The organism is Sporofaciens musculi, assembly GCF_009830285.1.
Classification (GTDB): domain Bacteria; phylum Bacillota; class Clostridia; order Lachnospirales; family Lachnospiraceae; genus Sporofaciens; species Sporofaciens musculi.
In genome coordinates, this window is the sequence record NZ_WUQX01000001.1 from 2,958,782 (window position 1) to 2,985,536 (window position 26,755).

A 26,755-nucleotide genomic window follows, 5' to 3' on the forward strand; every position below is an offset into this window, starting at 1 on the left:
TAAATACCCGCCGCCCAGCGGCATACCGAGCAGGAAATCTGAAAAAGGTCTCCTGCTTTTTTTCTGCCCAAAATGAGGTGGCAAAACGCCACCCCATCCACCAAGCATAGAAAGGAGGGACACGAAATGCCCTGTCCACACAACGAAATCACGATTGTACAGCGAAGCCAGCGGCAGTCTGCGGTTGCCGCCGCTGCTTACCAGAGTGGCGAAAAGCTTTTCTGTGAATATGACCAGCAAGTGAAGCACTACCCGGAAAAGCGTGGTATCGTCCACAATGAAATCCTGCTCCCGGCAAATGCCCCACAGAAATATGCAGACCGCAATACCCTATGGAACGCCGCCGAAGCGGTGGAGAAACAATGGAACTCTCAGCTTGCAAGGCGGTGGGTGCTTACCATCCCCAGAGAGATACCACCTGACCAGTATGCTGTCCTTGTCCGGGAGTTTTGTAAACAGCAGTTTGTTTCCAAAGGCATGATTGCTGACTTTGCCATCCATGACCCCCATCCGCCGGGACACAATCCCCACGCCCATGTCATGCTGACTATGAGGGCAATGGATGAACATGGGAAATGGCTTCCCAAGAGCCGCAAGGTTTATGACCTTGACGAAAACGGGGAACGGATAAAACTTCCCTCCGGCAGATGGAAAAGCCACAAGGAAGATACGGTTGACTGGAACGACCAGAAGTATTGTGAAATCTGGAGGCATGAATGGGAGGTCATCCAGAACCGCTATCTGGAAGCCAATGACCGCCCGGAGCGTGTGGACTTGCGTTCCTATGCCAGACAGGGGCTTGATATTGTCCCCACTGTCCATGAGGGTGCTGCTGTCCGGCAGATGGAAAAACGTGGTATCCAGACGAATATCGGCAATCTGAACCGGGAAATCAGAGCCGCCAACCGCCTGATGAAGTCCATCCGGCAGCTTATCCAAAACCTCAAAGGCTGGATTACCGAGCTGGGAGAAAAACGGAAAGAGCTGCTTGCACAAAAAGCGGCGGAGGAAGCGGTCTTTCTTCCAAATCTGCTGATGAAGTATATGGAGATACGAAAGGAAGAACGGAAGGACTGGACAAGGGCTGGACAGAACCGGGGGACTTCACAGGACTTAAAGGCAGTCAGCGAAGCCCTGTCCTATCTCCGGCAAAAGGGGCTTTCTACTGTGGAGGACTTAGAAGTATTTCTGGAATCTTCCGGGAAATCAGCCGCAGATTACCGCAATCAGATGAAGCCAAAGGAAGCCCGCAGCAAAGTGATTGACGGGATTCTTGCCAGCCGGACAGACAGCAAGGAATGTAAGCCCGTCTATGACAAGTACCAGAAGATATTTTTTAAGAAAACAAAGGAAAAATTCAAACAGGAACACCCGGAGGTTGCCCGGTATGAGAAAGCCGCCGCCTACCTTGCTAAGCACCCGGACGATAAGGACAGCACTCAAAAGGAACTGCAAGAGGAGCAGGAAACGCTTCTCAGCGAAATCGCAGAGCTGAAAGTACCGCTGACCGAGGTACAGGAGGATTTGAAGAAGCTGCGGGACATCCGTTATTGGGTACGGAAAGCCACACCCGGCACAGAGGAAAGTAAAGAGCCACCCAAGAAACAGCCCATCAAGGAAGCCTTGCAGGATAAGGTGGACGAGAAAAAGGCTAAAAGAACTATCCCGGCGCAGACAAAACGCAAACAACAGGATATGGAACTTTAACAGACACTTGCCATTTTCAATCAGAGAATGTCAGGTGTTTTTTCTTTTTTTCAAGGAGGGACAGATTTGAATGTATTTGAAGCTGTGAAGCAGTCCGTCACAACCAGACAGGCTGCGGAGCATTATGGAATCCATGCAGGGCGGAACGGGATGGCTTGCTGCCCGTTCCATCACGATAAAACCCCAAGCATGAAGCTGGATCGGCGTTACCACTGCTTCGGTTGCGGTGCGGATGGGGATGTGATTGATTTTGCCGCCGCCCTGTATGGGCTGGGAAAGAAAGAAGCCGCCGTACAACTGGCACAGGACTTCGGGCTTTCCTATGAGGACTGGAAGCCGCCGGGAAAGGCAAAAAAGCCCAAGCCCTGGCAGAAATCCCCGGAGGAACAGTTTCAAGAAGCAAAGAGCCGCTGCTTCCGTATTCTTGCCGATTATCTCCATCTGCTTCGGGCATGGAGAACGGACTACGCCCCACACTCCCCGGAGGAAGCCTTTCATCCCCGGTTTATAGAAGCCTTACAGAAGCAAGACCAAGTGGAGTATCTGCTGGATGTGCTGCTGTTCGGGGAAACAGAGGAAAAAGCGGCTTTGATTACGGACTACGGAAAGGATGTGATACAGCTTGAACAGCGAATGGCAGAGCTTGCCGCCGCAGACGCAGCAAGAACTAAAAAACACCATGAACGCCATGCAGCCACCCCAGAGCATTGAGGAAATCAAGGAGGGGCTGGAAACTACCGAGAAAGGCGGCGTCCGTCAGAGTATACGGAACTGCCTGACTGTATTCCAGCGTGACCCGCTGCTTTCCGGGGCTATCGCATACAATATCCTGACTGACCGCAAGGACATCATAAAGCCCATCGGCTTCCACAGGGAAAGCACCCCCCTGAACGATACAGATATGAAGTATCTGCTTCTCTATCTGGAAGAAACCTACGGGCTTACCAATGAGAAAAAGATTGATAACGCCATCGGGATTGTGGCGAATGAAAACAAGTACCACCCCATCCGGGATTATTTAAGTTCCCTTGTGTGGGACGGGACAGAGCGAATCCGCTTCTGCCTGCGGCACTTTCTGGGGGCTGACGCAGACGATTACACCTATGAAGCGTTGAAGCTGTTCCTGCTGGGTGCAATCTCACGAGCCTTTCAGCCGGGGTGCAAGTTTGAAATCATGCTTTGTCTGGTAGGCGGTCAGGGGGCTGGCAAGTCCACCTTCTTCCGTCTGCTGGCAATCCGGGACGAGTGGTTCTCCGATGATTTGCGGAAGCTGGACGATGACAATGTGTACCGCAAGCTGCAAGGTCACTGGATTATCGAAATGTCGGAAATGATGGCAACCGCAAACGCCAAGAGCATTGAGGAAATCAAGTCATTTTTAAGCCGGCAGAAAGAGGTTTACAAGATACCCTATGAAACCCACCCGGCAGACCGCCCCCGTCAGTGCGTGTTTGGCGGCACTTCCAATGCCCTTGATTTTCTTCCCCTTGACCGTTCCGGCAACCGCCGCTTTATCCCCGTCATGGTGTACCCGGAGCAAGCCGAGGTTCACATTTTGGAGGACGAAGCCGCTTCCAGAGCCTATATCGAGCAGATGTGGGCGGAAGCGATGGAGATTTACCGAAGCGGCAGGTTCAAGCTGGCTTTCAGCCCCGCCATGCAGCGGTATCTCAAAGAACACCAGCGGGATTTTATGCCGGAGGACACCAAAGCCGGAATGATACAGGCGTATCTTGATAAGTACACCGGGAGCATGGTCTGTTCCAAGCAGCTCTACAAGGAAGCCTTGAACCATGCCTTTGACGAACCGAAGCAATGGGAAATCCGGGAAATCAACGAGATTATGAACCAGTGCATTTCCGGCTGGCGGTACTTCCCGAATCCAAGAATGTTTTCAGAATATGGCAGACAAAAGGGCTGGGAGCGTGAAAACCCGGCAACGGACTCCGGCAACCCGTCTGAAAAAATGGTGGACGGTTTTGTGGAGGTCACAGAACAGATGGAGCTTCCATTCTGAAAATGACAGCCTGTTGCACACCCTGTTGCTATCCCGTTGCCGAGCCGGTTGCCGGAGAAAATCCCATAACTGCGGGCTTTTCTCCCCTATGACAACCAAAACAACAGAAAAATAAAAGAAAAATATAAATAGTAACCATCGCCAGATTGAGATTGTTTGCAAGGTCTTTTGAAGCCCGTTGCCGGACTTCGTTGCCGACACCCTCTGTCTGGCTATTTTCATGTATGGAGGATAACTGCCTATGGCAAAAAACAAAACAGAGATTCATGTGACTACTGTGTTTGACGGGGAGCTTGACGCAACCGATGTGTTCGTCAGCCTGATTTCCCAGAAATATGGAAAGACAAATTCAAAAGAATATCTTGCTAAAAAGAAAGATTTGAAGTATAATGAAGATGAGGTTCAAAAGAGCCAGATACCGTCTGGATTGTGTGGGTAAATGGCTATGATGAACGAAATGGAATACAGAACAATCGGTTCGGCACTTGCCGGGGGCTATCGTGCAGCGGTCTATTGCAGACTGTCAAAGGACGATGACCTGCAAGGCGAAAGTGCCAGTATCGCAAACCAGCGTGATATGCTGGAAAAATACTGCGAAAAGCAGGGATGGGAGGTTGTGGCAGTCTATCAGGACGATGGCTTCACAGGTCTTAATATGGAGCGTCCTGATTTACAGAGAATGTTGAGAGCCATTGAGCGCAGGCAAATCAACCTTGTCATCACGAAAGACCTCAGCCGACTGGGGCGGAACTATCTGCAAACCGGGCATTTGATTGAGGACTTTTTCCCAAGAAACGGTGTCCGCTATATCGCCATGAATGACGGTATCGACACCCTGCGGGATAACAACGATATTGCCCCGTTCAAGAATATCCTGAACGAGATGTACAGCAAGGATATTTCCAAGAAAGTCCATTCCTCTTATCTTCTGAAAGCGCAGAAAGGACAGTTTACCGGGTGTCTTGCCCCGTTTGGGTATCGGAAAGACCCGGAGGACAAAAACCATCTGCTCATTGACGAGGAAACCGCCCCGATTGTGCGGCTGATTTTCGGATATGCCCTGAACGGTCATGGTCCGAACTATATCCGCAGACGGCTGGAGGAAGAAAAAATCCCCTGCCCCACATGGTGGAACCGGGAACGGGGGCTTCGCAATACCCGCACCAAATGGGAAAAGAAAGACCCGGAAAACGGGCGGTATATGTGGGACTTCTCCGTTATCAAAGACCTTTTGATGAATCCCGTCTACACCGGGGCGATTGCTTCCCAGAAAAAAGACTACCGCTTCAAAATCGGCACGATTGGGGAAAAGAAGCCGGAGGACTGGATTGTGGTGGAGGGACAGCATGAACCGCTGATTGACCGCATGAGTTTTGACATTGTGCAGAACAAGCTGAAATCCCGCCAGCGTCCGGGGCAGACCAATGAAATCAGCCTGTTTGCCGGACTGCTAAAATGCGGCGAGTGTGGGAAGTCGCTGACGATACGCTACACAAACGCAAAACATCCCCAGCGGATATACTCCTGCAAAACCTACAATGCCTTTGGAAAGAACCACTGCACCCAGCACCGGATTGATTATGACACCCTTTACAGCCATGTGCTGCGGAAAATACGGGAATGTGCCAGAGCTGCCCTGATGGACGGGGAAGCGGTTGCCGACCGCCTGACCAATACCTGTGAAGCCGAGCAGCGGGAACAGCGGGAAGCAATGGAACGCTCCCTTACAAGGGACGAGGAACGGATTGAGGTTCTGGACAAAATGGTAATGCGGCTTTATGAGGATATGATTGCAGGGCGTATCAGTGAGCAGAACTTCAACACCATGCTGGAAAGGACACAGACCGAGCAGACGGAGCTTAAAACAAAAGTGTCCGAGGGCAGGAAGCGGCTGTCCGATGAAGTCCAGCTTGCCAATGACGCAAAACAATGGGTGGAAGCCATTCAGGAATACGCCAACATCACAGAGCTGGACGCAGCCACCCTCAACCGCTTAATCAAAGAAATCGTCGTGCATGAGCGCATTGACGAAAATAAAACAAGACACATTTCTATCGAAATTCATTTTAATCTCAAACCCATCCCGGAGGTGGAACAGGTCACTGCCTGACCTGTCCCGCCGGGACGGTTCTCTTAACAACACCATATAGATTTTTTGTACGCCGCCGCCCGCCATCGAGCAGAGTTTTTACACCTAATTGGGGATAAAACAGCTCATGGCGGGCGGCGGCGTTGCCCTTATCGGCATGACCCTTGTACCGCTGCTTTCCGGGCTGTTCGGTTAAGAAGCGTGGGTAAAGGCTTATGCAGAGCATACTTGACGCGATTAACGAATGGATAAAGGAAATCCTCATAGGAGCCATAAACGGTAATCTGTCAACTATGTTCGGGGACGTAAACGAGAAAGTCGGCACTATCGCCGCAGAGGTAGGGCAGACCCCGCAAGGGTGGAACGCAAATATATTCTCCATGATACAGACGCTTAGTGAGAATGTAATCGTACCCATTGCGGGGCTTGTCATTACCTACGTCCTATGCTATGAGCTTATCAGCATGGTAACGGAAAAGAACAATATGCACGACGTTGACACTTCCATGTTCTTCAAGTGGGTGTTCAAGGCGTTTGTGGCAGTCTACCTTGTGACGCACACCTTTGACATCACTATGGCGGTGTTCGATATGGCGCAGCACGTTGTTTCCGGCGCGGCGGGGGTAATCGGCGGCAGCACAGAGATTGATGTTGCCGCCGCCCTTGCTTCCATGCAAAGCGGGCTTGACGCTATGGAAATCCCCGAACTGCTCTTACTTGTCATGGAAACAAGCCTTGTGAGCTTGTGCATGAAAATCATGTCCGTACTGATAACCGTTATCCTCTACGGGCGCATGATAGAAATTTACCTTTACTGTTCGGTATCGCCTATCCCGTTTGCAACTATGACTAACCGGGAATGGGGGCAGATAGGAAACAACTACCTAAAATCCCTGTTCGCTATCGGTTTTCAAGGCTTCCTCATAATGATATGCGTCGGCATTTACGCGGTTTTGGTAAACAACATGATAATAGCGGACAACCTGCACAGCGCGATTTTTTCCCTTGCAGCCTATACCGTTATCCTCTGTTTCTCCCTGTTCAAATCCGGCGCACTGGCGAAGTCGATTTTCTCCGCGCATTAGCGGCGTGTCAAGGGCAGGGTGGAGATTTTCAGAGCGAAGCGGCGAAAATACGACCCGACCTTGACGCGGATAACCCCCATATAATACGGGCGGGCAAAGGGCATAGATTGACCTTTGCCTTGATTACCCTTATGGAAAATTACAGCAACACCAAACCCAGAGAAAGGAGGTTTTCACTTGGCGTATGTACCCGTACCCAAAGACTTATCCAAAGTCAAGACAAAAGTAGCTTTCAACCTTACCAAACGGCAGATTGTATGTTTTGCGGCAGCTCTCATTATCGGCTTGCCGCTTTTCTTTCTGCTCAAAGACAGCACAGGCACAAGCCTTGCGTCTATGGCTATGATTGCCGTCATGCTGCCCTGTTTCCTGTTCGCCATGTATGAGAAGCATGGACAGCCCCTTGAAGTGGTGGTGAAGAACATTATTCAGACGAAATTCATAGCCCCCAAAGAACGACCATACAGGACAGACAACTTTTATTCCGTCTTAGAACGGCAGAGAAAACTTGAAAAGGAGGTATCAGCGATTGCAAAAGGAAACACGAAGAAACAGCGCGGCGGGAAGCGCAAAGCCTAACCCGCCCCGCAAGCTCACCCGCGCCGAGAAAAAGCAGATTGCGGAAATCATCAGACAGGCAAAGGGCGACGGGAAAGCGCATACCGCGCAGCAGACAATCCCCTATATCCAGATGTACCCGGACGGTATCTGCAAGGTTACGGGACGCAAATACTCAAAGACCGTCGCCTTTGAAGATATTAACTATCAGCTTGCACAGGCAGACGACAAGACCGCCATTTTTGAAAACTGGTGCGACTTCCTCAACTACTTTGACGCTTCCGTTTCGGTGCAGCTCTCTTTCATCAATCAGGGGACGCAGCGGGGCGAAGCGGAAAAAGCGGTCAATATCCCGGCACAGGAGGACGCTTTCAATTCTATCCGCACAGAATACCGGGATATGCTGAAAAACCAGCTTGCAAAGGGCAACAACGGGCTTGTCAAAGCAAAATATATCACCTTTGCCATTGAAGCCGACAGTCTGGGCGCGGCGAAATCCCGCCTTGCCCGTATCGAAACGGACGTACTCAACAACTTTAAGCTCTTGGGCGTGTCTGCCCGCCCCATGACAGGCTATGAACGCCTTAAAATGCTGCATGGCATTTTCCACCCGGAGGGCGGGCAGTTTGCCTTTGATTTTTCATGGCTTGCCCCGTCCGGGCTTTCCACAAAGGACTTTATCGCCCCGTCCTCTTTCCGTTTTGGCGAGGGGCGGTATTTCCGCATGGGGCGCAAAATCGGCGCGGTTTCATTCCTTGAAATCCTTGCGCCGGAATTAAACGACCGTATCTTGTCGGACATTCTGGACTTGGAAACGGGCGTTATCGTCAATCTGCATATCCACAGTATCGACCAGACCGAAGCCATAAAGACAATCAAGCGGAAAATCACCGACCTTGACAAAATGAAAATCGAGGAACAGAAAAAAGCGGTACGCAGCGGCTACGACATGGATATAATCCCGTCCGACCTTGCCACGTTCGGCAGCGAAGCGAAGAACCTCTTACAGGACTTGCAGAGCCGGAATGAAAGAATGTTCCTCTTGACGTTCCTTGTGGTGAACATGGCGGACACGAAGCGGAAACTGGAAAATGACGTATTTGCGGCGGCGGGCATTGCACAGAAGAACAACTGCGCCTTAACCCGCCTTGACTACCAACAGGAAGCGGGGCTTATGTCCTCTGTACCGCTTGGGGAGAACCTTATCCCCATTCAAAGAGGGCTTACCACGTCAAGCACCGCTATCTTTATCCCCTTTATCACACAGGAGCTTTTCCAGACGGGCGCGGCTTTGTACTACGGCTTAAACGCCCTGTCTAACAACATGATACTCTGCGACCGCAAGCAGCTAAAGAACCCCAACGGCTTAATCTTGGGTACGCCGGGAAGCGGGAAATCCTTTGCCGCCAAACGGGAAATGACAAACGCTTTCCTCATTACAGACGACGACATAATTATCTGCGACCCGGAAGCAGAGTATTTTTCCCTTGTGCAGCGGCTTGACGGGCAAGTGATACGGTTATCGCCTACGGGCAAGGGCATTGACGGGAAGCCCCAGTATGTGAACCCTATGGATATTAACCTCAATTACAGCGAGGACGACAGCCCCCTTGCGCTGAAATCCGACTTTATCCTCTCCCTCTGCGAGCTTGTCATAGGCGGCAAGGAGGGCTTGCAGCCCGTCGATAAGACCGTCATTGACCGCGCCGTTAGGAACGTGTACCGCCCTTTCCTTGCAGACCCCGACCCGGAGAAAATGCCTATCTTGGGCGACCTCTACAACGAGCTTTTGAAGCAGCCGGAGCCGGAAGCGGCGCGTATTGCGGCGGCGTTGGAGCTGTATGTTTCCGGGAGCCTTAACGTATTCAACCACCGTACCAACGTGGAGCTGAACAACCGCCTTGTCTGCTTTGACATCAAGCAGCTTGGGAAGCAGCTCAAAAAGTTAGGTATGCTCATTGTGCAGGACCAGGTATGGAACCGCGTCACCGTCAACCGGGCAGAAAGGAAATCCACCCGGTATTTTATGGACGAATTTCATCTTCTCTTGAAAGAGGAACAGACCGCCGCCTATTCCGTTGAAATCTGGAAGCGTTTCAGAAAATGGGGCGGCATACCCACAGCCATTACGCAGAACGTCAAAGATTTGCTTGCTTCCCGCGAAGTGGAGAATATCTTTGAAAACTCTGATTTTGTCCTCATGCTCAATCAGGCGGCGGGCGACCGGGCTATCCTTGCAAAGCAGCTCAACATCTCCCCGCAGCAGATGAAATATGTCACCCACACCGAAGCGGGCGAGGGGCTTATCTTCTACGGAAACGTGGTGCTGCCCTTTGTAGACCGCTTCCCGAAAGACACCGAGCTTTACCGGGTAATGACGACGAAGCCGGAGGAAGTGGGCGAAGCATGATAAAAAACGAAAAAAATATAAAACCACTGACACATTTAAGCCTGTTTACCGGGATAGGCGGCATAGACATAGCCGCCGAAGCCGCAGGCTTCACAACCGTCTGCCAGTGCGAATGGGCGGATTACCCAACCGCAGTATTGGAAAAGCACTGGCCGGACGTTCCACGTTTCAGAGATATACACACTCTGACAAAGGAGGCTTTCTATGAACGGACAGGAAAAAAAGAACTCACGCTGCTCTCCGGCGGCTTCCCATGCCAGCCCTTTTCCAGTATCGGGCCAAAAAAGGGGTTTGAGGACACCCGTTACCTCTGGCCGGAAATGTGCCGCGTCATTAACGAACTCCGGCCCCATTATGTGCTTGGCGAAAATGTTGCTAACTTCATCAATATGGGGTTCCACAAAACGCTCATTGACCTGGCAAAAGCGGGATATGCTGTTTGGACATTCGTACTTCCTGCTTGTGCCGTCGGCGCATGGCATGAACGCAAGCGAACTTTTATCGTGGGGATTGATGTTTCCTACTCCCCTTGCCGCCGACACAGGCTCAAGGACAAGGACGGAACGGATAAGCATATCCCCAAACGGGGCGTTCCGCCGGAAGAAACGGGACGGGAGGTACTGGTCGGCGGGGCTTTCGGAAACAATCTATTTTCTGACGCCGGTAACAGACCCGTCCCTGCGCTTCAACCCGGAATGGGTGGAATGGCTGATGGGCTTCCCACAGGGGTGGACGGAAATATCCTCTGGTGCATAGAGCCTACGGATATTCCCCGGCTGTCCCCGAACACAAAGGACAGGTCAAAACGCCTAAAAACGCTTGGGAACGCCGTAGTGCCGGCACAGGTTTACCCAATCTTAAAATATATCGCGGACATGGAAACCGGGAAATGTGGATCTATGTCAATACTTTAGACAAAAAAAGTTGAAAGATTATGCTGCTTTTTTGAGTTCCTCATCCTCCTTTTGCTGTGGTGTCAGATAACCGATAGAGCTATGGATCCGTTTACGGTTATACCAGCCCTCTATGTATTTAAAGATTGCTCTGCGAGCTTCCCTTAAATCCTGGTAAGTATGAAGATAGATTTCTTCCTTTTTCAGTACGGAATGGAAAGATTCCATACAGGCATTATCGTATGGATTTCCCTTACGACTAAATGAACAGGATTCCTTTACTGCCCAGGCAGTCTTCAAATGCCTGGCTCGTATACTGACTTCCAAGATCACTATGAAGGATGATCCCCTCGGTATCCCTGACATTCAGGCATGCGTTTTCTACCGCTTTAACCGCCAGTTCCGCCGTCATAGATGTGCCATAGGCATACCCTATAATCTTTCGGCTGCACAGATCCATGACAGAAGCCAGATAGGTCCATCCTTCTTTCTGTACATGGATGTAAGTGATATCCGTACACCATTTCTGGTTGATGGTCTCCGTCCCAAAATCACGCCTCAGGATATTTTTCTTATCCTCCGGGATGCTGCCATGGTTGGCATGATGATTGTACTTCTTTACTACGATAGAGCGCAGTCCCTGCTCTGCCATATGCCTCTGCACCCTCTTGACGCTGCAAGGTGTACCATTATCATTCAGCACACGGCATATTTTGACAGCCCCATACCTTTGTTTTGAGTCATCATATGCCTGTTTCACTTTCCTGCCGAATTCCGCATATGCCTTCTGCTTATTTGAGGGTACACAAACCAGAGCCTTGTAATAGGTACTCCTTGGGAATTTCAGAGCGCTGCAAAGCTGAGATACACAGTAGCGGGTTAAGTTGTTCTGGATAAAGGAAACAATCTCGGCTATTGTTCTTTCGCGAATATGGCGGTCGCTTTTTTAATATTTCATTCTCAATCTTAAGGCGTTGGATTTCTTTCTGGAGAGCCTTATACTCCTTAAGGGTGACCGTCTCCTCCCCGGATACTTTGATGGGGAGAGCTGTTTTACCCAGTTGCTGAGTGTGCTTCGATTTACGCCATATTCACGCTCCAGTTGCGGATACGAGGTTCCTCCGGCATTATACAGATCCACGATCTGCTGCTTGAATTCCGGAGTGTAAGATTTCTGGTTTTTCGCCATGTAAAACATCTCCTTTGCTTTTTCACTTGATAGTATAGGTTGTTCAACTTTTCCTGTCCACACTTATATACTAACACCAATGTTCGGAATGGTGCGTCTGGGAAAAGGAGGTGGCAGACCATGAAACAGTATAAATCCAGTGACAAGACCATGCTGAAAATGACCCGCGAGGGGGCTGTCGAGGTAAACGCCGCCACCGGGAAAAAGAAACGTATCAGCAAGCGGATAAGGGACGCGGACTTTGCAAAGACCGAAGCCCCGCCGCAGCCGGAACAGGCAGCGCAGACCCTACCGGGCGGCGCAGCTCCCGCGCCCACAGCCGACGCGCCGCCGCTTCCCCATGCGCCGGGGGCAGAACGGGAACAGGACACCGCAGCAGCCGAGCGCGTCTTGGAGCGTATCGACGGGACGCGTACCAGAAAGGCGAGCAAAAAGGCGGCGAGGAAAGCACAGGCAGAAGCCACAGCAAAAGAAAAATCTTCCCGCTTGCAGTTTACCGACGAGGAACGGGCAACGCCGGAGCTTGAAAGGTATATCCGAAAATCGGACAAAGCCGCCGACCGTCTGGACGCGGCAAAGGCAGCTATCCCAAAAGAAAAGAAACTTGTACGGGAGCGCACCTTTGACGAAGCCACCGGGAAAGGCAAGACCCGCCTACATTTTGAGGAACGGGAAAAGCCCATAGGAAAAGAAAAACCCCACAGCAACCCGCTATCCCGCCCCGCACAGGAAGCGGGTATTTTCGTCCACAACAAGATACATTCCGTTGAAAAGGACAATTCCGGCGTTGAGGGGGCGCACAAATCCGAAGAACTGGCAGAGCGCGGCGCAAAGTACGGGGCGCGGAAAATCCGGGAGGGCTACCGCAGCCACAAGCTCAAACCCTACCGGGCGGCGGCAAAGGCAGAGAAAGCGGCGTTCAAGGCGAATGTGGATTTCCAGTACCACAAAGCCCTGCACGATAACCCGCAGATTGCGGGCAATCCCCTTTCCCGCTTCATGCAGAAGCAGCAAATCAAGCGGCAGTATGCAAAGGCGGCAAGGAAAGGCGGCGCAAAAACGGCGCAGAAAGCCGCAGAGAACACCCGCAAGGCGGCAAAAAAGACCGCCGAGGAAACAAAAAAGGCAATCGCTTTTGTAGGGCGGCACCCGGCGGGCGTATGTATCGCCGTTGCCGCGCTGCTCTTATTCATCATGGTATCGGCGGGGCTTTCCTCTTGCGGTTCCATGTTCTCCGGCTTGATGAACGGCATACTTGGGACTTCCTACACGTCGGAGGACAGCGACCTTGTGGCGACGGAGAACAATTACGCCGCAAAGGAAAACGAGCTTCAGCAGCAGATTGACAATATCGAAAGCACCCACCCCGGCTATGACGAATACCGCTATGACCTTGACAGTATCGGGCATAACCCTCACGAATTAGCGTCCTACCTCACCGCCCTTTTACAGACCTACACCCCGCAGAGCGCACAGGCAGAACTAAACCGCGTCTTTGCCATGCAGTACACCTTGACGCTGACGGAAGAAACGGAAATCCGCTACCGCACAGAAACAAGCACCGACCCGGAAACAGGGGAAACGACCACCGAGGAAGTACCCTACGAATACCATATCCTCAACGTGAAGCTGACGAACAAGCCCATTTCCGAGATTGCGGAGGAACTTCTAACGCCACAGCAGCTTGAAATGTACCGCGTCTATCTGGAAACAAGCGGCAACAAACCGCTGATTTTCGGCGGCGGCTCCCCCGATATGGGCGCGTCCGAGGATTTAAGCGGCGTACAGCTTGTAAACGGCACACGCCCCGGCAACACCGCCGTTGTAGACCTTGCGAAGCGGCAAGTCGGCAACGTGGGAGGGCGACCCTTTTGGAGCTGGTACGGATTTAACAGCCGCGTGGAATGGTGCGCCTGTTTTGTTTCATGGTGCTACAATCAAGCCGGGAAAAGCGAGCCGCGCTTTGCCGGGTGCCAGTCACAGGGCGTACCCTGGTTCCAGTCACGCGGGCAATGGGGCGCGAGGGGCTATGAGAATATCGCCCCCGGCGACGCTATCTTTTTCGACTGGGACGGGGACGGGAGCGCAGACCATGTAGGGCTTGTTATCGGGACGGACGGGGAGCGCGTCTATACCGTCGAGGGCAATTCCGGCGACGCCTGCAAGATAAAGAGCTACCCCGTCAATTATGGCTGTATCAAGGGCTACGGCTTAATGAATTGGAACTGACAACAAAAAAATGAAAATCTGAAAGGAGAAATTTATTGATGGCTATGAACAAAATTGAACGTATCGACAAGGAGATTGCAAAGACCCGCGAGAAAATCACCGAGTACCAGAATAAATTAAGGGGGCTTGAAGCGCAGAAAACCGAAGCGGAAAACCTGCAAATCGTACAGCTTGTGCGCTCCATGCGCCTTTCCCCGCATGAGCTTTCCGCTATGCTTTCCGGGGGCGGTATTCCGGGCATGGAAGCCGCGCCGGGCTACCCCGCAGAACCCGCAGACCATGACAACGAAGAAATGGAGGACACCGAGAATGAATAAGAGCAAATTTATCCGCAGCTTTTTTGTGCTGCTTACCACATTTATCTGTATGGGCGGCTTTTCCGTCACCGCCTTTGCACAGACCCCGGAGGGACAGGACGACACCGACGACAGCGGCGTTGTCTACGAGGAACCCGAAAGGGAAGAACCCCTTACCCCGGACGGGAACGCGACCCTTGTAGACGATTTCGGCGGCAACAAGCAGCTTATCACCGTAACGACCAAAAACGGCAATTACTTTTATATCCTCATTGACCGGGACGACGAGGGCGAGAATACTGTACATTTCCTTAATCAAGTAGACGAAGCCGACCTCTTAGCACTTATGGAGGACGGAAGCACCGAAGCAGCCCCGCCCGCCGTTTGCAGTTGCACCGAGAAATGCGAAGCCGGGAAAGTAAATGTGAGCTGCCCCGTCTGCAAGGAGAACATGACCGCTTGCAGCGGCAAGGAAGCGGAGCCGGAAACCGAAGAACCGCCGGAGCAGCCCAAAGAAAAAGGCAATGCGGGCGGGCTTGTGCTTTTCCTTGTCGTGGCACTTCTTGGCGGCGGGGGCGCGTTCTATTATTTTAAGTTTATGAAGCCGAAGCAAAACGTCAAGGGCGGCACCGACCTTGAAGATTTCGATTTTGACGACTACGACGAGGACGAGCCGGACGAGGGGGACGGGCTTTCTGATGAAGAACAGGAGGACGAGGAAGCATGACCCTGTTTACCGACAATCCCTTTGAAAAGATGATGATACAAAGACCGGGCGGGCGGCGTGACAATGCGCCGCCCGTTCCCCATTCCCCGGCTTGCGCTTCCTGTCCGTACAAAGGGCAGCTCCCTTGTGTGGGCTACTGTCTGAAACAGGTACAGGAGAAAAAGGCAAGTGAGCCGGAACGCTGAAAGGAGGATTTTTTCATGGCACTTAGACTTGTGATTGCAGAAAAGCCGAGCGTGGCGCAGACTATCGCCGCCGCGCTTGGCGTTAAGGAAAAGAAAGACGGATATATCAAGGGCGGCGGCTACCTCATTTCATGGTGCGTCGGGCATTTGGTACAGCTTGCGGAAGCTGCCGCCTACGGGGAACAATACAGGAAATGGCAGCTTGACAGCTTACCCATTCTGCCGGAGGAATGGCAGTACGCCGTTGACCCGGACAAGGGGAAGCAATTCAAAACCCTAAAAGAGCTTATGCACCGCGCCGACGTTTCCGAAGTGGTAAATGCGTGTGACGCGGGGCGCGAGGGTGAATTGATTTTCCGCTTTGTCTACGAAGCGGCGGGCTGCAAGAAGCCCATGCGCCGCTTGTGGATTTCCTCAATGGAGGACGGGGCAATCAAGGCGGGCTTTGCTTCCCTCAAAGACGGGCGGGACTATGACGCGCTCTTTGCGTCTGCCCTCTGCCGCGCAAAGGCTGACTGGCTTATCGGCATTAACGCCACCCGGCTTTTCTCCTGCCTGTATGGAAAGACTTTGAACGTGGGGCGCGTCCAGACCCCGACCTTAAAAATGCTTACCGACCGGGACGCGGCTATCTCCCATTTCCAGAAAGAAAAATATTATCATGTGCGCCTTGATTTATCCGGCGCGGAAGCGGCAAGCGAAAGGATTTCAGACAAGGCAGAAGCCGCCGCGCTGAAAGGGGCTTGCGAAACACAAACGGCGGTATGCGTTTCCCTCACCAGAGAGAAGAAAACCGCAGCCCCGCCGAAGCTCTTTGACCTTACCTCTTTGCAGCGGGAAGCGAACCGCATTTTCGGCTACACCGCGAAGCAGACCCTTGACCTTGCACAATCCCTTTATGAAAAAAGACTGCTTACCTATCCGAGGACGGACAGCAGCTTTCTTACTGACGACATGGGCGGCACCGCAGCGGACATTATCACGCTGCTCTGCGAAAAGCTCCCCTTTATGGCGGGCGCGGACTTCACGCCGGAGGTTGCAAAGGTATTAGACAGTAAAAAAGTATCAGACCACCACGCAATCATTCCCACTATGGAGCTTGCAAAGGCTGACCCGGACGCGCTGCCGGAAAGCGAGAAAAATATCCTTACCCTTGCGGGGGCGCGTCTGCTTTTTGCCACCGCCGAGCCGCATATTTATGAAGCGGTTACGGCGGTTTTCTCATGCGCTGATACGGAGTTTACGGCGCGGGGAAAGACGGTGCTTTCTGACGGGTGGAAAGAGATTGAACACAGATACCGGGCGACGCTGAAAGATAAACCCGACCCAGAGGACGGGGAAAATGAGGGCGTGACGCTGCCGGAGCTTTCCGAGGGACAGGGCTTTCCTAACCCCGCCGTAAAGGTAACGGAGCATACCACAACGCCGCCGAAGCCCCACAGCGAAGCGTCGCTTCTCTCTGCTATGGAGCGAGCCGGGAACGGGGACACCGACCCGGACGCGGAACGCCGGGGGCTTGGCACTCCCGCCACCCGCGCCGCCGTCATTGAAAAACTGGTAAAGGGCGGCTTTGCAGAGCGCAAGGGGAAGCAGCTTATCCCCACGCAGAACGGAGCCGCCCTTATATCAGTGCTGCCGGATATGCTCACTTCCCCGCAGCTTACCGCAGAATGGGAAAACAATCTGACGCAGATAGCAAAGGGAGCCGCAGACCCCGGCGAATTTCTGTCCGGCATTGAAGCTATGACGCGGGAGCTTGTGCAGACACACGCCGCAGCACTGGACGGGAAAAAGGATTTGTTCCGGGAGGAAAAGCCCTCTGTCGGCAAATGCCCCCGTTGCGGTTCCCCCGTCCATGAGGGGAAGAAAAACTATTATTGCAGCAACAAAGAATGTGCCTTTGTCATGTGGAAGAACGACCGCTTTTTCGAGGAACGCAAGACCGCTTTTTCCGCGAAGATTGCCGCCGCGCTCCTTAAATCCGGCAAGGCGAATGTGAAGAAGCTCTACTCCCCGAAAACAGGCAAGACCTACGACGGAACTATCGTTCTGGCTGACACTGGCGGGAAATACGTCAACTACCGTATCGAAGTGCAGAAGAACTAAAAACTTGAATAGCAAGCATAGGAAGCGGGTACCCACTTCCGTAAATCCCCGTTGCGACGCTGACGCGCCGGACGGGGATTTTGCTTGTTGGGAAGTTTCCCAAACCCTCTTTTGCGGAGGGCTTCACCCTCTAAAAATTTTCAAAAATATTTGGCAGAAATGCGGGCGTACCCGTAGTAGACCATGCAGCCAAAAAATGCAGCTTATGACGCTGCCGCAGAGAAAGGAGGTTTTTCACTATGGCAAGTTTACGGGACACCGTAAAGGACTATCAAGACGAGCTTAGGGACGGTATCGCATGGGTGGCGTTCTGGAAACAGGGGCGTTCATGGAACGCGGAATATTTTCATCTTGATATGGACGATACGCTCTACCCGGAGGACAGGAGCCGGTTAGAGGAAATCAAAAGCACCGACCCCGCCGCCGTTATCCTAAACGGCTACTATTGCGGGCATTTAGGCGAGGACATGAGCCTTGACGAGCTGACCGCCGGAGTGCGCTACCACTACGAAAACAGCATGAACGACATTGACGGTTTTATCGGGGCGCATGACGACAGGCTTCCCCCGGAGGTTATCGAGGAAGCGAGGGCAGCCGCCCATGAAGCGGGGCTTCCCTTTTCCGAAAAGCCCTACCGGGACGGAGAGGATTTTGACCCCTATGTATTTGACGGTAGACAGAGCTACGAAGATTACGAGCTTATGCACCGCATGATGAACGAAGAAAGGAGCAGACAAATGGCAGAACCGATTTTAAGCGGCTATCTTTCCAATCTTGGGAAGTACACCGAGGGCAGACCCGCGGGCGAATGGGTGACGTTCCCCACGACTGCCGAACATCTGAAAGAAGTCTTTGACCGTATCGGGATTGACTTCAAGCACTATGAGGAATGGCATTTCACAGAATTTCAATCCCCTATCCCCGGCTTGACGGAACATTTAAGCGAGTATTCCCACCCCGACGAGCTGAACTATTTAGGGAAGCTCTTGGAAATGCAGTTTGACGACGACCGGGAGAAATTCATTGCAGCCATTGAATACGGCGACCATGCCGACAGCTTACAGGACATCATCAACCTTGCACAGAACCTTGACTGCTACTGGATTTATCCGTCCGTCCACAATGAAGAAGAATACGGGCGTTATCTGGTTGACGAACTGGAAGAACCGGAGCTTCCCGAAGAAGCGAAAAAGTATTTCATGTATGAGGAATACGGGCGGGACGCTTCCATTAACGACGACGGTATGTTTACCGAAAAGGGCTATATCTACAACAACCGCAACACCTTTACAGAATGGTACGACGGGCGCGACGTGCCACAGGAATACCGGGTAACGCCGCAGCCCCCGCAGCGGTCACGCCCCGACCCGCAAAAAGCAGATTTTGACGCAGCCACACCGGGACAGAGAACCGCACAGACCGCAGAGCAGCCACAGGAGCCGCGCCCGGTTATCCCTATCGTGCTGACGAGCGAGAAGCCCGCCGAGAAATTAAAAGAGATTACCGACCGTCTGGAACAGGGTATTGCGGAACTCTTTGACAGCGAGCGTTACAAGGAATATCTGAAAGTCATGTCAAAATTCCATAATTACAGCTTCCGAAACACCGTCCTTATCGCCATGCAGAAGCCGGACGCTTCCCTTGTGGCGGGCTTTTCCGCTTGGAAGAACAACTTTGAGCGAAACGTGATGAAAGGGCAAAAGGGAATTAAAATCATTGCCCCGTCGCCCTATAAAATCAAACAGGAAATGCAGAAAATCGACCCGCACACGCAGAAGCCCATAATCGGCAAGGACGGGAAGCCCGTCACCGAGGAAAAGGAAGTCACCATACCCGCCTACAAGGTGGTATCCGTCTTTGACGTTTCCCAGACCGAGGGAAAGGAGCTGCCGGACATTGCCATTGACGAGCTGCCGGGCGACGTTGACCGCTACAAGGATTTTTTCGCAGCCCTTGAAAAGACTTCCCCCGTTCCTATCGCCTTTGAGAATATCGAGGGCGGCTCTCATGGCTACTACCACTTGGAGGACAAGCGCATTGCTATCAACGAGGGCATGAGCGAATTGCAGACCTTAAAGACCGCCATTCACGAAATCGCCCATGCGAAGCTGCACGACATTGACCTCAACGCGCCAAAGGACGAGCAGCAGCCCCACATTGACCGCCGCACCCGCGAAGTCGAAGCGGAAAGCGTCGCCTATACCGTCTGCCAACATTACGGGCTTGACACGTCGGACTACTCTTTCGGCTATGTCGCCGGGTGGAGTAGCGGGCGGGAATTGTCCGAGCTGAAAAGCTCCCTTGAAACGATACGCAGCGCAGCCGCCGAGATTATCAATTCAATAGACGAAAATCTTGCGGAGCTGCAAAAGGCACAGGACAAGGAGCAGACCGCCGGACAGGAGCAGCCCACCAGAGAGGAACAGGCAGCCCCGCCGGAGCAGCCGCAGCCGGAAGCCCCGGCAAAGGCAGATACAGCCGGGAAAGAGAAGCCGGAAGCAGCCGCACCGGGAAAATCCGGCGCACAGGAAAAGGCGGGTGCCGCCCCGAAAGAAGCCTTTACCCCGGAAACGATTTACAAGGTGCGCCGGAACCCTTACAGCGACAGCCGGGAAAACAGCTACCTCTTGCAAGCCTATGTGACACAGGAGAACGGGCGGGCGAAAATGGGCGACGTGCTTTATACGGGAACGCCGGAGAAATGCCGCGAGCTTATGGGGCAGCTCAAAAGCGGCGAGCTGACCGAGGGCGACGTAAAGCAGCTTTACGCAAAGGCACAGGAAACGGCGCAGACCGCCGGACAGGACAAAGACACCTTTTCCATTTACCAGATAAAAGGCGGGGACGAAACAAGGGATTTCCGCTTTGAGCCTTACGACCGCCTGCAGGCGGCGGGGAATGTGGTTGACAGGGCGAACTATGAGCTTGTCTATTCCGCGCCCCTTGCGCCGGAAACTTCCCTTGAAGATATTTACACCCGTTTCAATATCGACCACCCCAAAGATTTTAAGGGACACAGCCTTTCCGTTTCGGACGTGGTAGTGCTTCATCAGGACGGACAGGACGCGGCGCATTTCGTTGACAGTGTAGGTTTCCGGGAAGTGCCGGAGTTTTTACAGGAGCAAAAGCAGCTTACCCCGGACGACTTGGAAACGGGCGAAACTGTCAAAACACCGAGAGGGACTTTCCATGTAACCGCCATGAGCCGGGAGCAGATAGAAGCCGCCGGATATGGCTTTCACCACCAGTCGGACGACGGAAAGTATCTGATTATGGGGAATGGGACGCGGGCGTTTGCCGTTGCCGCAGAACAGGCGCAGCGGGACAATCCCTTGAAAACCGCCGAGCAGACCACAGAGCAGAACGGGAACATGATTGACGGTATCATCAACAACACCCCCACCGTTGACGAACTGGAAGCAAAGGTAAAGGCGGGCGAGCAGATTTCCCTTGTTGACCTGGCTAACGCTGTCAAAGCCGACAAGGAGCGCGGCAAGGGAGCGAAGCCGGAAAAGAAGCCCTCTATCCGGGCGCAGCTTAGAGCCGACAAGGAAAAGGCACAGAAGAAAAACGCAAAGCAGAAGTCACAGGACTTGGAAAGGAGCTGACCCATGCCGGAACAGAGCAAATTTGAAAACGTGGATTTGTTCGCTTCCCTTGAAGCGATTATGAAGCAGAACACAGGCTTTTACCAGAGCGACTTAGACATTGACAAAGAGATTATCGCAAAGGCGGCGGCAAGCCCCCCACAGGGAGGACAAGACCCTTTTTGTGGTTCTGCCGCCCGTCCGGGACGCACTGTTTCCGGGAGCGCGACGTTTTCCTCAAAGACACCGCGCCCCACAACACATGGCGTTTCTACATGGAGCAGACAAGCGACCGCGTTCTTGCCTATGCAATCGAGCTGACGGGAAAGGAGCGCGGGAAAATCAAGGGCAATCTGTACGAACTGGACTACTCTAAACATTATGAGCGCGTCAAGGAAAAGGAGCTGCCCGCCGATACGGTGAAGCTGATTTATGAGCGAGGGGAAAGGGAGATACCCGCCGGACGGTTCTTCAACGGCAACCCAGACCCGCAGCTTGGGAAGTTTGAACGCTTTGAAGCCCTACCCAACGACCCGGACGCGCTGCAATCGCTCTTACAGGAAGAACGGCGCAGCCGGGAGCAGCTTTCACCGGGGGACTTCAAGGCGCATATCACAGCCTTGCGGGACGGGCTGATTGAAACGGAAGCGCGGCGCATTGTGCGGGAAATGAAGCGGCATTACGAGCCGAACAGCCCGAACAAGACCCATTTCATGGCAGAGCTTTCCCCGGCGTTCATGCGGCTTGCAGCCACAAAGGACACTGACCGCCTTTTCTCCATGCTGCCCTACAAGACACTTTCCTTTTCCAAAATCGAGGGCAGACATGGGATGTATGCGCTGATTGACAAGGGGGAGAACCGGGACAGGGAGATAAGGAAGCCCCGCCCCTCTATCCGGGCGCAGATTAAAACGGACAAAGCAAAGACCGCCCCGAAAAAGGCGGCGGCGAAAACAAAAAATCACGATTTGGAGGTGTGAACATGACAAAACTGACCGTAGAGGAAACAAACCTTTTGAGCATTTACAAGACCGGGAGCCGACAGGGGCTTATCGTCGCCATGAACGCCGCGCTGCCCTTTATGGACGGGGAAATGCGGGACTTTGCAGCCCGTACCCTTGCCAAAGTGGAGCGCATGGGCGAAGCGGAGTTTGCGGTGCTTCCCATTTACGCCGCTGATGAAGCATGAGTGGGATTAAGCGGCTGACACCGCCCCAGAGCCGGAAAGTAAATGCGCTTGTGCGCCGGACGTGCTGCAACTGCGATAACGGGAACTGTATCTTACTGGACGACGGGGACGAGTGCGTATGTCCGCAGCTCATTTCCTATTCGCTTCTCTGCAAGTGGTTCCGGGTTGCGGTGCTTCCCGCCGACAAGCTGCTCTATGCGGAGCTTTACCAGACCGGGGACAGGAAGAAGTGTACCGAGTGCGGCGCGTTCTTTGCGTCAAGCTCTAACAGCGTCAAATACTGCCCCGACTGCCGGAAACGTATCACTCGCAGGCAGGCCGCCGAGCGCATGAGGAAAAGACGCGCCCCTGTTACGCAGTAGGCGCGGAAAATCCCTTGATTTACAGGGCTTTCCGGGCGGGAAAATTAGACAGGCGATACTTTATACCTTTATCCCCGAAAATGCCGTCCTATTGCGTAACAATCCAATCTCTGCACCCATAAAAAACCGGGGCGCGGTGGCTATCTGATAGCTGCCGCGTCCCGATTTTCTTTTGTCCTACAAGTGTGAATTTGTAGTATTCGTTCCTATTTCTCAAAAACAACAAAACCACATTCGTAAGGATGGGCGCAATACAAACTTTCTCGCTTATCAGTTAATATACTTCTCAGTATAAGTTGAAAATCTCCGCCACCTGATAAAATCATGTATTCTGCCGCAAAAAACAGCAGTAACTGATTTGTCATCACCGCAGCCGCTGCACCCCCGCCTCCTAAAACCAATGTAGGCATAGCCGTTCCTAACAGATATTGCCATTTTTTCAATGGTTCGAAGCAAGTGCAATATGGAGATAATGTACTCCAAACGATTCCGAAATCAATCGCATGAAAATGATTTTTTGCAAAAATCCCCCAGGTAATTCCATGTATCAGCTCATGCACGATAATCAGGCATAAAATAAGCAGAGGCAACGCCACAGCATATCCCCAGGAAATACCATCTAAATTAAAACCATTCACCTTATTGTAGAGCCAAAATGTTAAAGCCATAAACGGAAACATGACTAAAAGAGCTAAATACTTTGCCTTTTGCGTATTGATAACCACATTTTTCATTTTATATCCTTTTTGTTGCATTTCAGAGCTTATTTTTTCAAAGTCATTTTTACGTTTCAATTCTTTTTCTGTTAATTTTCTTTTATCGTCAGCCATAGATAATTCCTCCAAATTTGACTTTATCTTCTTCTGCCAATATAACGGCAAACTTTTTTTCTTATATTTCAAATATTCATTTCCAAATGTAGCAAGTAAAAAATCTTCCTCGACGTTGACAATCTGCAAATGGTACATAGTGACCGCAAATACAGTTAAGAAGCACAAAATCCAGTTAAAAAACATTAATAGTGTACCAATATACAAAAGGTCAAATCCCAGAAAGGCGGGATTACGGCTGATATGGTAAATACCGTTTGTTATAAGTTCTGTTTTATCGGTTTTGGATACTCCCGCCCGCCAACTGTCCCGCATAGTCCATACTGCAACAATAAATATAACCGTTCCTCCAACACTTATTATTGCGCCCATAACTCGAATAGCAGTAAGACTATGCCCCGTTTCAAGGAAAATACTGACAAGTCCCGCTATAAAGACAAGAATAGCCGCAATCTTCATTGTGATTTCCACAAATTTTACAAAACCGATTTTGTCCTTTCCAATTTGGTCTGTTTGTATTCCTTGCTTTTTTGATGAAACATTTTTAAAAAATAACATCCATAAAAAGCAATCATGCTTGCTATGGAAATCAGCTTAAATTCCATTCTTTTCCTCCTCCAAATTCCGATTTGCCTAATTATGAATTTACAGTTCTTATTATATGATTTCTAAGTTCTAAATTCAATATCTTTAGGACTATAAATGAGCAAAATCATAATATGCACAAAAATCAATCGAACTTGTTTTCCTATTTGTACAACTTTCGGATTTTCTCATTTATAGTTTAAGCATTATCCGCGCTCTGTCTGCTGTTCCCGTGCTGGCTGTTTCTCTGTCTGTAAAATGCTGTCAATGTTCTGCTTGATAATATCATATTCCCGGACTTTCTTTTTCAGCTTCCCATAGTCGGCGTAAAGGGCTTCTTTCTGCGCTTGGAGGGCTTCATATTCCGATTGCAGCGCGGCGAGGTTCGGGAGCTTTGCAATGCCCGCCGCTTTCAGCGACCTTGCGGCGGCTTCATGTAGGATAATCGCCTGTTCCTGTCCGGCGCGGTACTTCTCCCTGTTCCTTGCCTTGCGGTATGCGTCATAGACGGGCTTTGTCTTTTGGTAGGTGGAAACATTCTTGATAAGCACCGCCATGTCCGCAAGCCGCTTTTCCGCGTTCTTCAATGCGTCTGCCGCCTGTCCGCTTTCCGCTGACATTTCCTCAATCCGGCTGACTAAATCCGCGTACTGTTCAATCTTGTGTTCCGTCAAGAAATTCATGGTTTTAGCTGCCTGTTTCAGATTGTGGATTTTCGCCCACTGTTCATAGCCCTTACTCTGCGCCGCCTTGATACTGTTCTCAATGTCGATAAGCAGCGACACGCCGCGCTGTTCTCTGGGAGCTTTCGCCGCTTTTGCCCGTCTGCCCGCTATCCGTTCCCTTATAGCTTCCTCTGTATAGTCTGCGCCGAGGGTTTTAAGGCGTGTGAAGCGTTCCTGTCCGGGGGCGCGGCATGACACATATTTCCCCGGCTTTATCTCATAGCCCGCCGCCTGTAACCGCGTTAGCAATTCCTCAAAACTGGAAACTTGGGGGATAAGCGCGTCAAGGGCGGTTTTCAGCTTGCCTTTCCAACTTGTACCCGTCTTTTCTGCCTGGTACTCCGCATAGCTCTTTCCCTTGCTGCCCTTGCCGGGGACGACGACGGACAAGCCATTCTCCCGGCACAGCTTGTCGCTCATGTTCCGTATGCCGTAATAGCTCCTTTTGTTGGAATTGTATTTATGGTGGTCTACAAAATTCACCGCGCAAAAAATGATATGGTTATGGACGTGTCCTTTGTCAATGTGCGTCGTGAGTACATATTCATGCTGCCCCTTTGTTACCGCGTCGGCAAGCTGCTTTCCGATTTCATGGGCTTTCTGATAATCGACTTCCCCCGGCTCAAAGGACTGTATCAGATGAAAGGCTAAATTGTTCCCCTTTTGGAGTGCTTGGGACAATGTATATTCAAACTCAATATCTGCCGTTTCATAGGAGCAGCCGAAAGAGGACACAAGCATTTTTCCGTCCGTCTTGTCCGGGTTTTCGATATAGTCAAGGGCTTTGCTTAGAGTGCTTTTAACAGGCTTAATCTTTGTAACCGCCATATTTCCGCAAGCACCCCCTTTATTTCCTCTATGTCCTCTTGGTATGCGTTCCCCGTCGCGTTTACGCGGCGTGCTATCTGGTTGACGTTGACCCCGATTTTCTGTATCTCTGCGGTCATTGCCTTAATGTCGCTGTGGTCTATCTGAATGATGTACCCGTCAATGGCAATCTTCCGCAGATATGCCGCCATGTTCCGGGTGGGTACGAGCTTCATTTTTTCCAGTATTAAATCCCGTTCCGCTTCCGTCACTCTGAATTTGATTTGTACCGTCCTTTTCCGTCCGTCCATTGCTTCGCTCCTTTCCTTTCCATTCTGAGGGTTTGGGACACTTCCCAACAAGCCATTTTCAACCGACGCACCGCAGCGCGGGAGGGGGAAAATACGGAAGTGGGTACCCGCTTCCTATGCTTGCTACGAATGTTTTTATCTTTTAGGCTCTTATCCCCTACTACGGAGAAAAAGCTATTTTGCCAAACTTCCGCAAAAGAAAAACGCCGCAATCTCAAAAAAGATTACAACGCTTTCTAAATCCTGTTCAGTTTTAAGCCGGACATTCCTATCCGCCCTCTTTTTCGACTTCGGAAATCTCTTTTGCCGTTGCGGTCACAATCCGTATGCCTGTATCGCTCATACCGTCAAGGAGCGCGTCAAGCTGCCGCCGCTGCGTGTTCTTCTCTGGCGGCGTTTCCAAAAGGAACTGGTCTACGGAGATATTGTAGCGGAGCATAAGCTCAAAGAATATCTGCAAACTTGGGTGCTGCCCCTTGTTCTCAATGTTCGCAAGGTAGCGCGGCGAGATAAACATTTCGTCGCTCACTTTCTTACGGCTCTCCTTGCGCCCTGTCCGCGCCGCCTTTATCGCTGCCCCAAAAGCCTTGAAGTCGTATTTTGGTACTGGTCTTTTTGCCATAATTATTCACCCTGTTACATTTTACAATTCCTCTTTTTATCTGAATATGTCTACACAGTACCTATTATTAGCCAAAATAGAGCATAATTCCAACTACCCACCTAACTACATCATTGACAAACACCCTTAGAGCGTTTATAATAAGGACAAATTTCTAAGAAAGGGTGAGTACAGTGTTATTCGGGAAGTTTTGTATTGAATATAGCTCCGCACAATTTGAAATTTCAAAGCATTGTACGGAGCCTA

The 26,755-nt window shown here is 51.5% G+C and carries 24 protein-coding genes and 3 pseudogenes; 19 read left to right on the forward strand and 8 right to left on the reverse strand.

Annotated features, from left to right (window positions below; genetic code table 11):
* The first annotated feature begins 126 nt into the window (after positions 1-126).
* From mobQ to dcm, 10 genes and pseudogenes are all read left to right on the forward strand, one after another.
* On the forward strand, positions 127-1,707 hold the full coding sequence (gene mobQ / locus GN277_RS14865) for a MobQ family relaxase (RefSeq protein ID WP_009296089.1): 1,581 nt from the start codon (positions 127-129) through the stop codon (positions 1,705-1,707).
* 66 nt (positions 1,708-1,773) lie between these two features.
* Positions 1,774-2,418, forward strand: coding sequence for a CHC2 zinc finger domain-containing protein (locus GN277_RS14870; RefSeq protein ID WP_009296090.1), 645 nt, complete (start codon positions 1,774-1,776; stop codon positions 2,416-2,418).
* The gene (locus GN277_RS14875; RefSeq protein ID WP_016289964.1) at positions 2,387-3,724 is read left to right on the forward strand and encodes a virulence-associated E family protein; all 1,338 of its coding nucleotides are present in this window, start codon (positions 2,387-2,389) and stop codon (positions 3,722-3,724) included. Before GN277_RS14870 ends, GN277_RS14875 begins: the two co-directional genes overlap by 32 nt.
* Positions 3,725-3,965: 241 nt before the next feature.
* Positions 3,966-4,163 (forward strand): hypothetical protein, encoded by a 198-nt coding sequence (locus GN277_RS14885; protein ID WP_006873181.1) that lies wholly within the window; start codon positions 3,966-3,968, stop codon positions 4,161-4,163.
* Positions 4,164-5,834, forward strand: a complete 1,671-nt coding sequence (locus GN277_RS14890; RefSeq protein WP_009296092.1) for a recombinase family protein — start codon at positions 4,164-4,166, stop codon at positions 5,832-5,834. It begins immediately after the preceding gene.
* Positions 5,835-5,925: 91 nt separating this feature from the next.
* Positions 5,926-6,009: pseudogene (locus tag GN277_RS14895) on the forward strand (Maff2 family mobile element protein); the annotation flags it as partial.
* 19 nt (positions 6,010-6,028) lie between these two features.
* Positions 6,029-6,898, forward strand: a complete 870-nt coding sequence (locus GN277_RS14900) for a VirB6/TrbL-like conjugal transfer protein, CD1112 family (RefSeq protein ID WP_002584320.1) — start codon at positions 6,029-6,031, stop codon at positions 6,896-6,898.
* A gap of 177 nt (positions 6,899-7,075) precedes the next feature.
* Positions 7,076-7,477, forward strand: a complete 402-nt coding sequence (locus GN277_RS14905) for a PrgI family protein (protein WP_159751715.1) — start codon at positions 7,076-7,078, stop codon at positions 7,475-7,477.
* Positions 7,428-9,866 carry a VirB4-like conjugal transfer ATPase, CD1110 family gene (locus GN277_RS14910; protein WP_118340138.1) on the forward strand — a complete coding sequence of 813 codons (2,439 nt, stop codon included), beginning with the start codon at positions 7,428-7,430 and terminating at the stop codon, positions 9,864-9,866. The genes GN277_RS14905 and GN277_RS14910 overlap by 50 nt, the downstream gene beginning before the upstream one ends.
* Entirely contained in the window at positions 9,863-10,780 is a 918-nt protein-coding gene (gene dcm / locus GN277_RS14915; RefSeq protein ID WP_159751716.1) for a DNA (cytosine-5-)-methyltransferase, read from the forward strand. The genes GN277_RS14910 and dcm overlap by 4 nt, the downstream gene beginning before the upstream one ends.
* Before the next feature lie 18 nt (positions 10,781-10,798).
* Here the strand turns inward: dcm and GN277_RS30260 are convergent, their stop codons facing one another.
* From GN277_RS30260 to GN277_RS30270, 3 genes are read right to left on the reverse strand one after another with little or no spacing between them, the layout of a single operon-like run.
* A complete protein-coding gene (locus GN277_RS30260) occupies positions 10,799-10,987 on the reverse strand; it encodes an IS3 family transposase (RefSeq protein ID WP_244324731.1) in 189 nt (62 codons plus the stop codon).
* A gap of 31 nt (positions 10,988-11,018) precedes the next feature.
* Complete coding sequence (locus tag GN277_RS30265) at positions 11,019-11,690, reverse strand: IS3 family transposase (RefSeq protein WP_322101290.1); 672 nt, start codon at positions 11,688-11,690, stop codon at positions 11,019-11,021.
* A gap of 15 nt (positions 11,691-11,705) precedes the next feature.
* Positions 11,706-11,948 (reverse strand): transposase, encoded by a 243-nt coding sequence (locus GN277_RS30270; protein WP_244324639.1) that lies wholly within the window; start codon positions 11,946-11,948, stop codon positions 11,706-11,708.
* 159 nt (positions 11,949-12,107) lie between these two features.
* Between GN277_RS30270 and GN277_RS14925 the strand changes: the two genes are divergently transcribed.
* From GN277_RS14925 to GN277_RS14965, 9 genes and pseudogenes are all read left to right on the forward strand, one after another.
* Positions 12,108-14,177, forward strand: a complete 2,070-nt coding sequence (locus GN277_RS14925) for a C40 family peptidase (protein ID WP_159756802.1) — start codon at positions 12,108-12,110, stop codon at positions 14,175-14,177.
* Positions 14,178-14,215: 38 nt separating this feature from the next.
* On the forward strand, positions 14,216-14,494 hold the full coding sequence (locus GN277_RS14930) for a DUF4315 family protein (protein WP_009003586.1): 279 nt from the start codon (positions 14,216-14,218) through the stop codon (positions 14,492-14,494).
* Positions 14,487-15,200 carry a DUF4366 domain-containing protein gene (locus tag GN277_RS14935; RefSeq protein ID WP_159751717.1) on the forward strand — a complete coding sequence of 238 codons (714 nt, stop codon included), beginning with the start codon at positions 14,487-14,489 and terminating at the stop codon, positions 15,198-15,200. Before GN277_RS14930 ends, GN277_RS14935 begins: the two co-directional genes overlap by 8 nt.
* On the forward strand, positions 15,197-15,385 hold the full coding sequence (locus tag GN277_RS14940; RefSeq protein WP_004607959.1) for a hypothetical protein: 189 nt from the start codon (positions 15,197-15,199) through the stop codon (positions 15,383-15,385). Before GN277_RS14935 ends, GN277_RS14940 begins: the two co-directional genes overlap by 4 nt.
* A gap of 15 nt (positions 15,386-15,400) precedes the next feature.
* Positions 15,401-17,491: a DNA topoisomerase 3 gene (locus tag GN277_RS14945; protein ID WP_159751718.1), complete on the forward strand. Its 2,091-nt coding sequence runs from the start codon at positions 15,401-15,403 to the stop codon at positions 17,489-17,491.
* 239 nt (positions 17,492-17,730) lie between these two features.
* Positions 17,731-21,099: an antirestriction protein ArdA gene (locus GN277_RS14950; RefSeq protein ID WP_159751719.1), complete on the forward strand. Its 3,369-nt coding sequence runs from the start codon at positions 17,731-17,733 to the stop codon at positions 21,097-21,099.
* A 3-nt stretch (positions 21,100-21,102) separates the two neighbouring features.
* Positions 21,103-22,058, forward strand: a pseudogene (locus GN277_RS14955) (hypothetical protein).
* 2 nt (positions 22,059-22,060) lie between these two features.
* Positions 22,061-22,267, forward strand: a complete 207-nt coding sequence (locus GN277_RS14960; protein WP_004853547.1) for a transposon-transfer assisting family protein — start codon at positions 22,061-22,063, stop codon at positions 22,265-22,267.
* Entirely contained in the window at positions 22,264-22,629 is a 366-nt protein-coding gene (locus GN277_RS14965) for a cysteine-rich VLP domain-containing protein (protein ID WP_025489053.1), read from the forward strand. Before GN277_RS14960 ends, GN277_RS14965 begins: the two co-directional genes overlap by 4 nt.
* Before the next feature lie 206 nt (positions 22,630-22,835).
* Here GN277_RS14965 and GN277_RS32425 read toward each other — a convergent pair whose 3' ends face one another.
* The 5 genes and pseudogenes from GN277_RS32425 to GN277_RS14990 form a co-directional block, all read right to left on the reverse strand.
* On the reverse strand, positions 22,836-23,459 hold the full coding sequence (locus tag GN277_RS32425) for a DUF3267 domain-containing protein (RefSeq protein WP_159751720.1): 624 nt from the start codon (positions 23,457-23,459) through the stop codon (positions 22,836-22,838).
* Between the two features lie 23 nt (positions 23,460-23,482).
* Positions 23,483-24,064: pseudogene (locus GN277_RS32430) on the reverse strand (methyltransferase family protein).
* A 186-nt stretch (positions 24,065-24,250) separates the two neighbouring features.
* Positions 24,251-25,597 carry a relaxase/mobilization nuclease domain-containing protein gene (locus GN277_RS14980; protein ID WP_159751721.1) on the reverse strand — a complete coding sequence of 449 codons (1,347 nt, stop codon included), beginning with the start codon at positions 25,595-25,597 and terminating at the stop codon, positions 24,251-24,253.
* Complete coding sequence (locus GN277_RS14985) at positions 25,558-25,887, reverse strand: plasmid mobilization protein (RefSeq protein ID WP_004081247.1); 330 nt, start codon at positions 25,885-25,887, stop codon at positions 25,558-25,560. Before GN277_RS14985 ends, GN277_RS14980 begins: the two co-directional genes overlap by 40 nt.
* Before the next feature lie 268 nt (positions 25,888-26,155).
* On the reverse strand, positions 26,156-26,509 hold the full coding sequence (locus tag GN277_RS14990) for a helix-turn-helix transcriptional regulator (RefSeq protein ID WP_159751722.1): 354 nt from the start codon (positions 26,507-26,509) through the stop codon (positions 26,156-26,158).
* Positions 26,510-26,755: the final 246 nt, after the last annotated feature.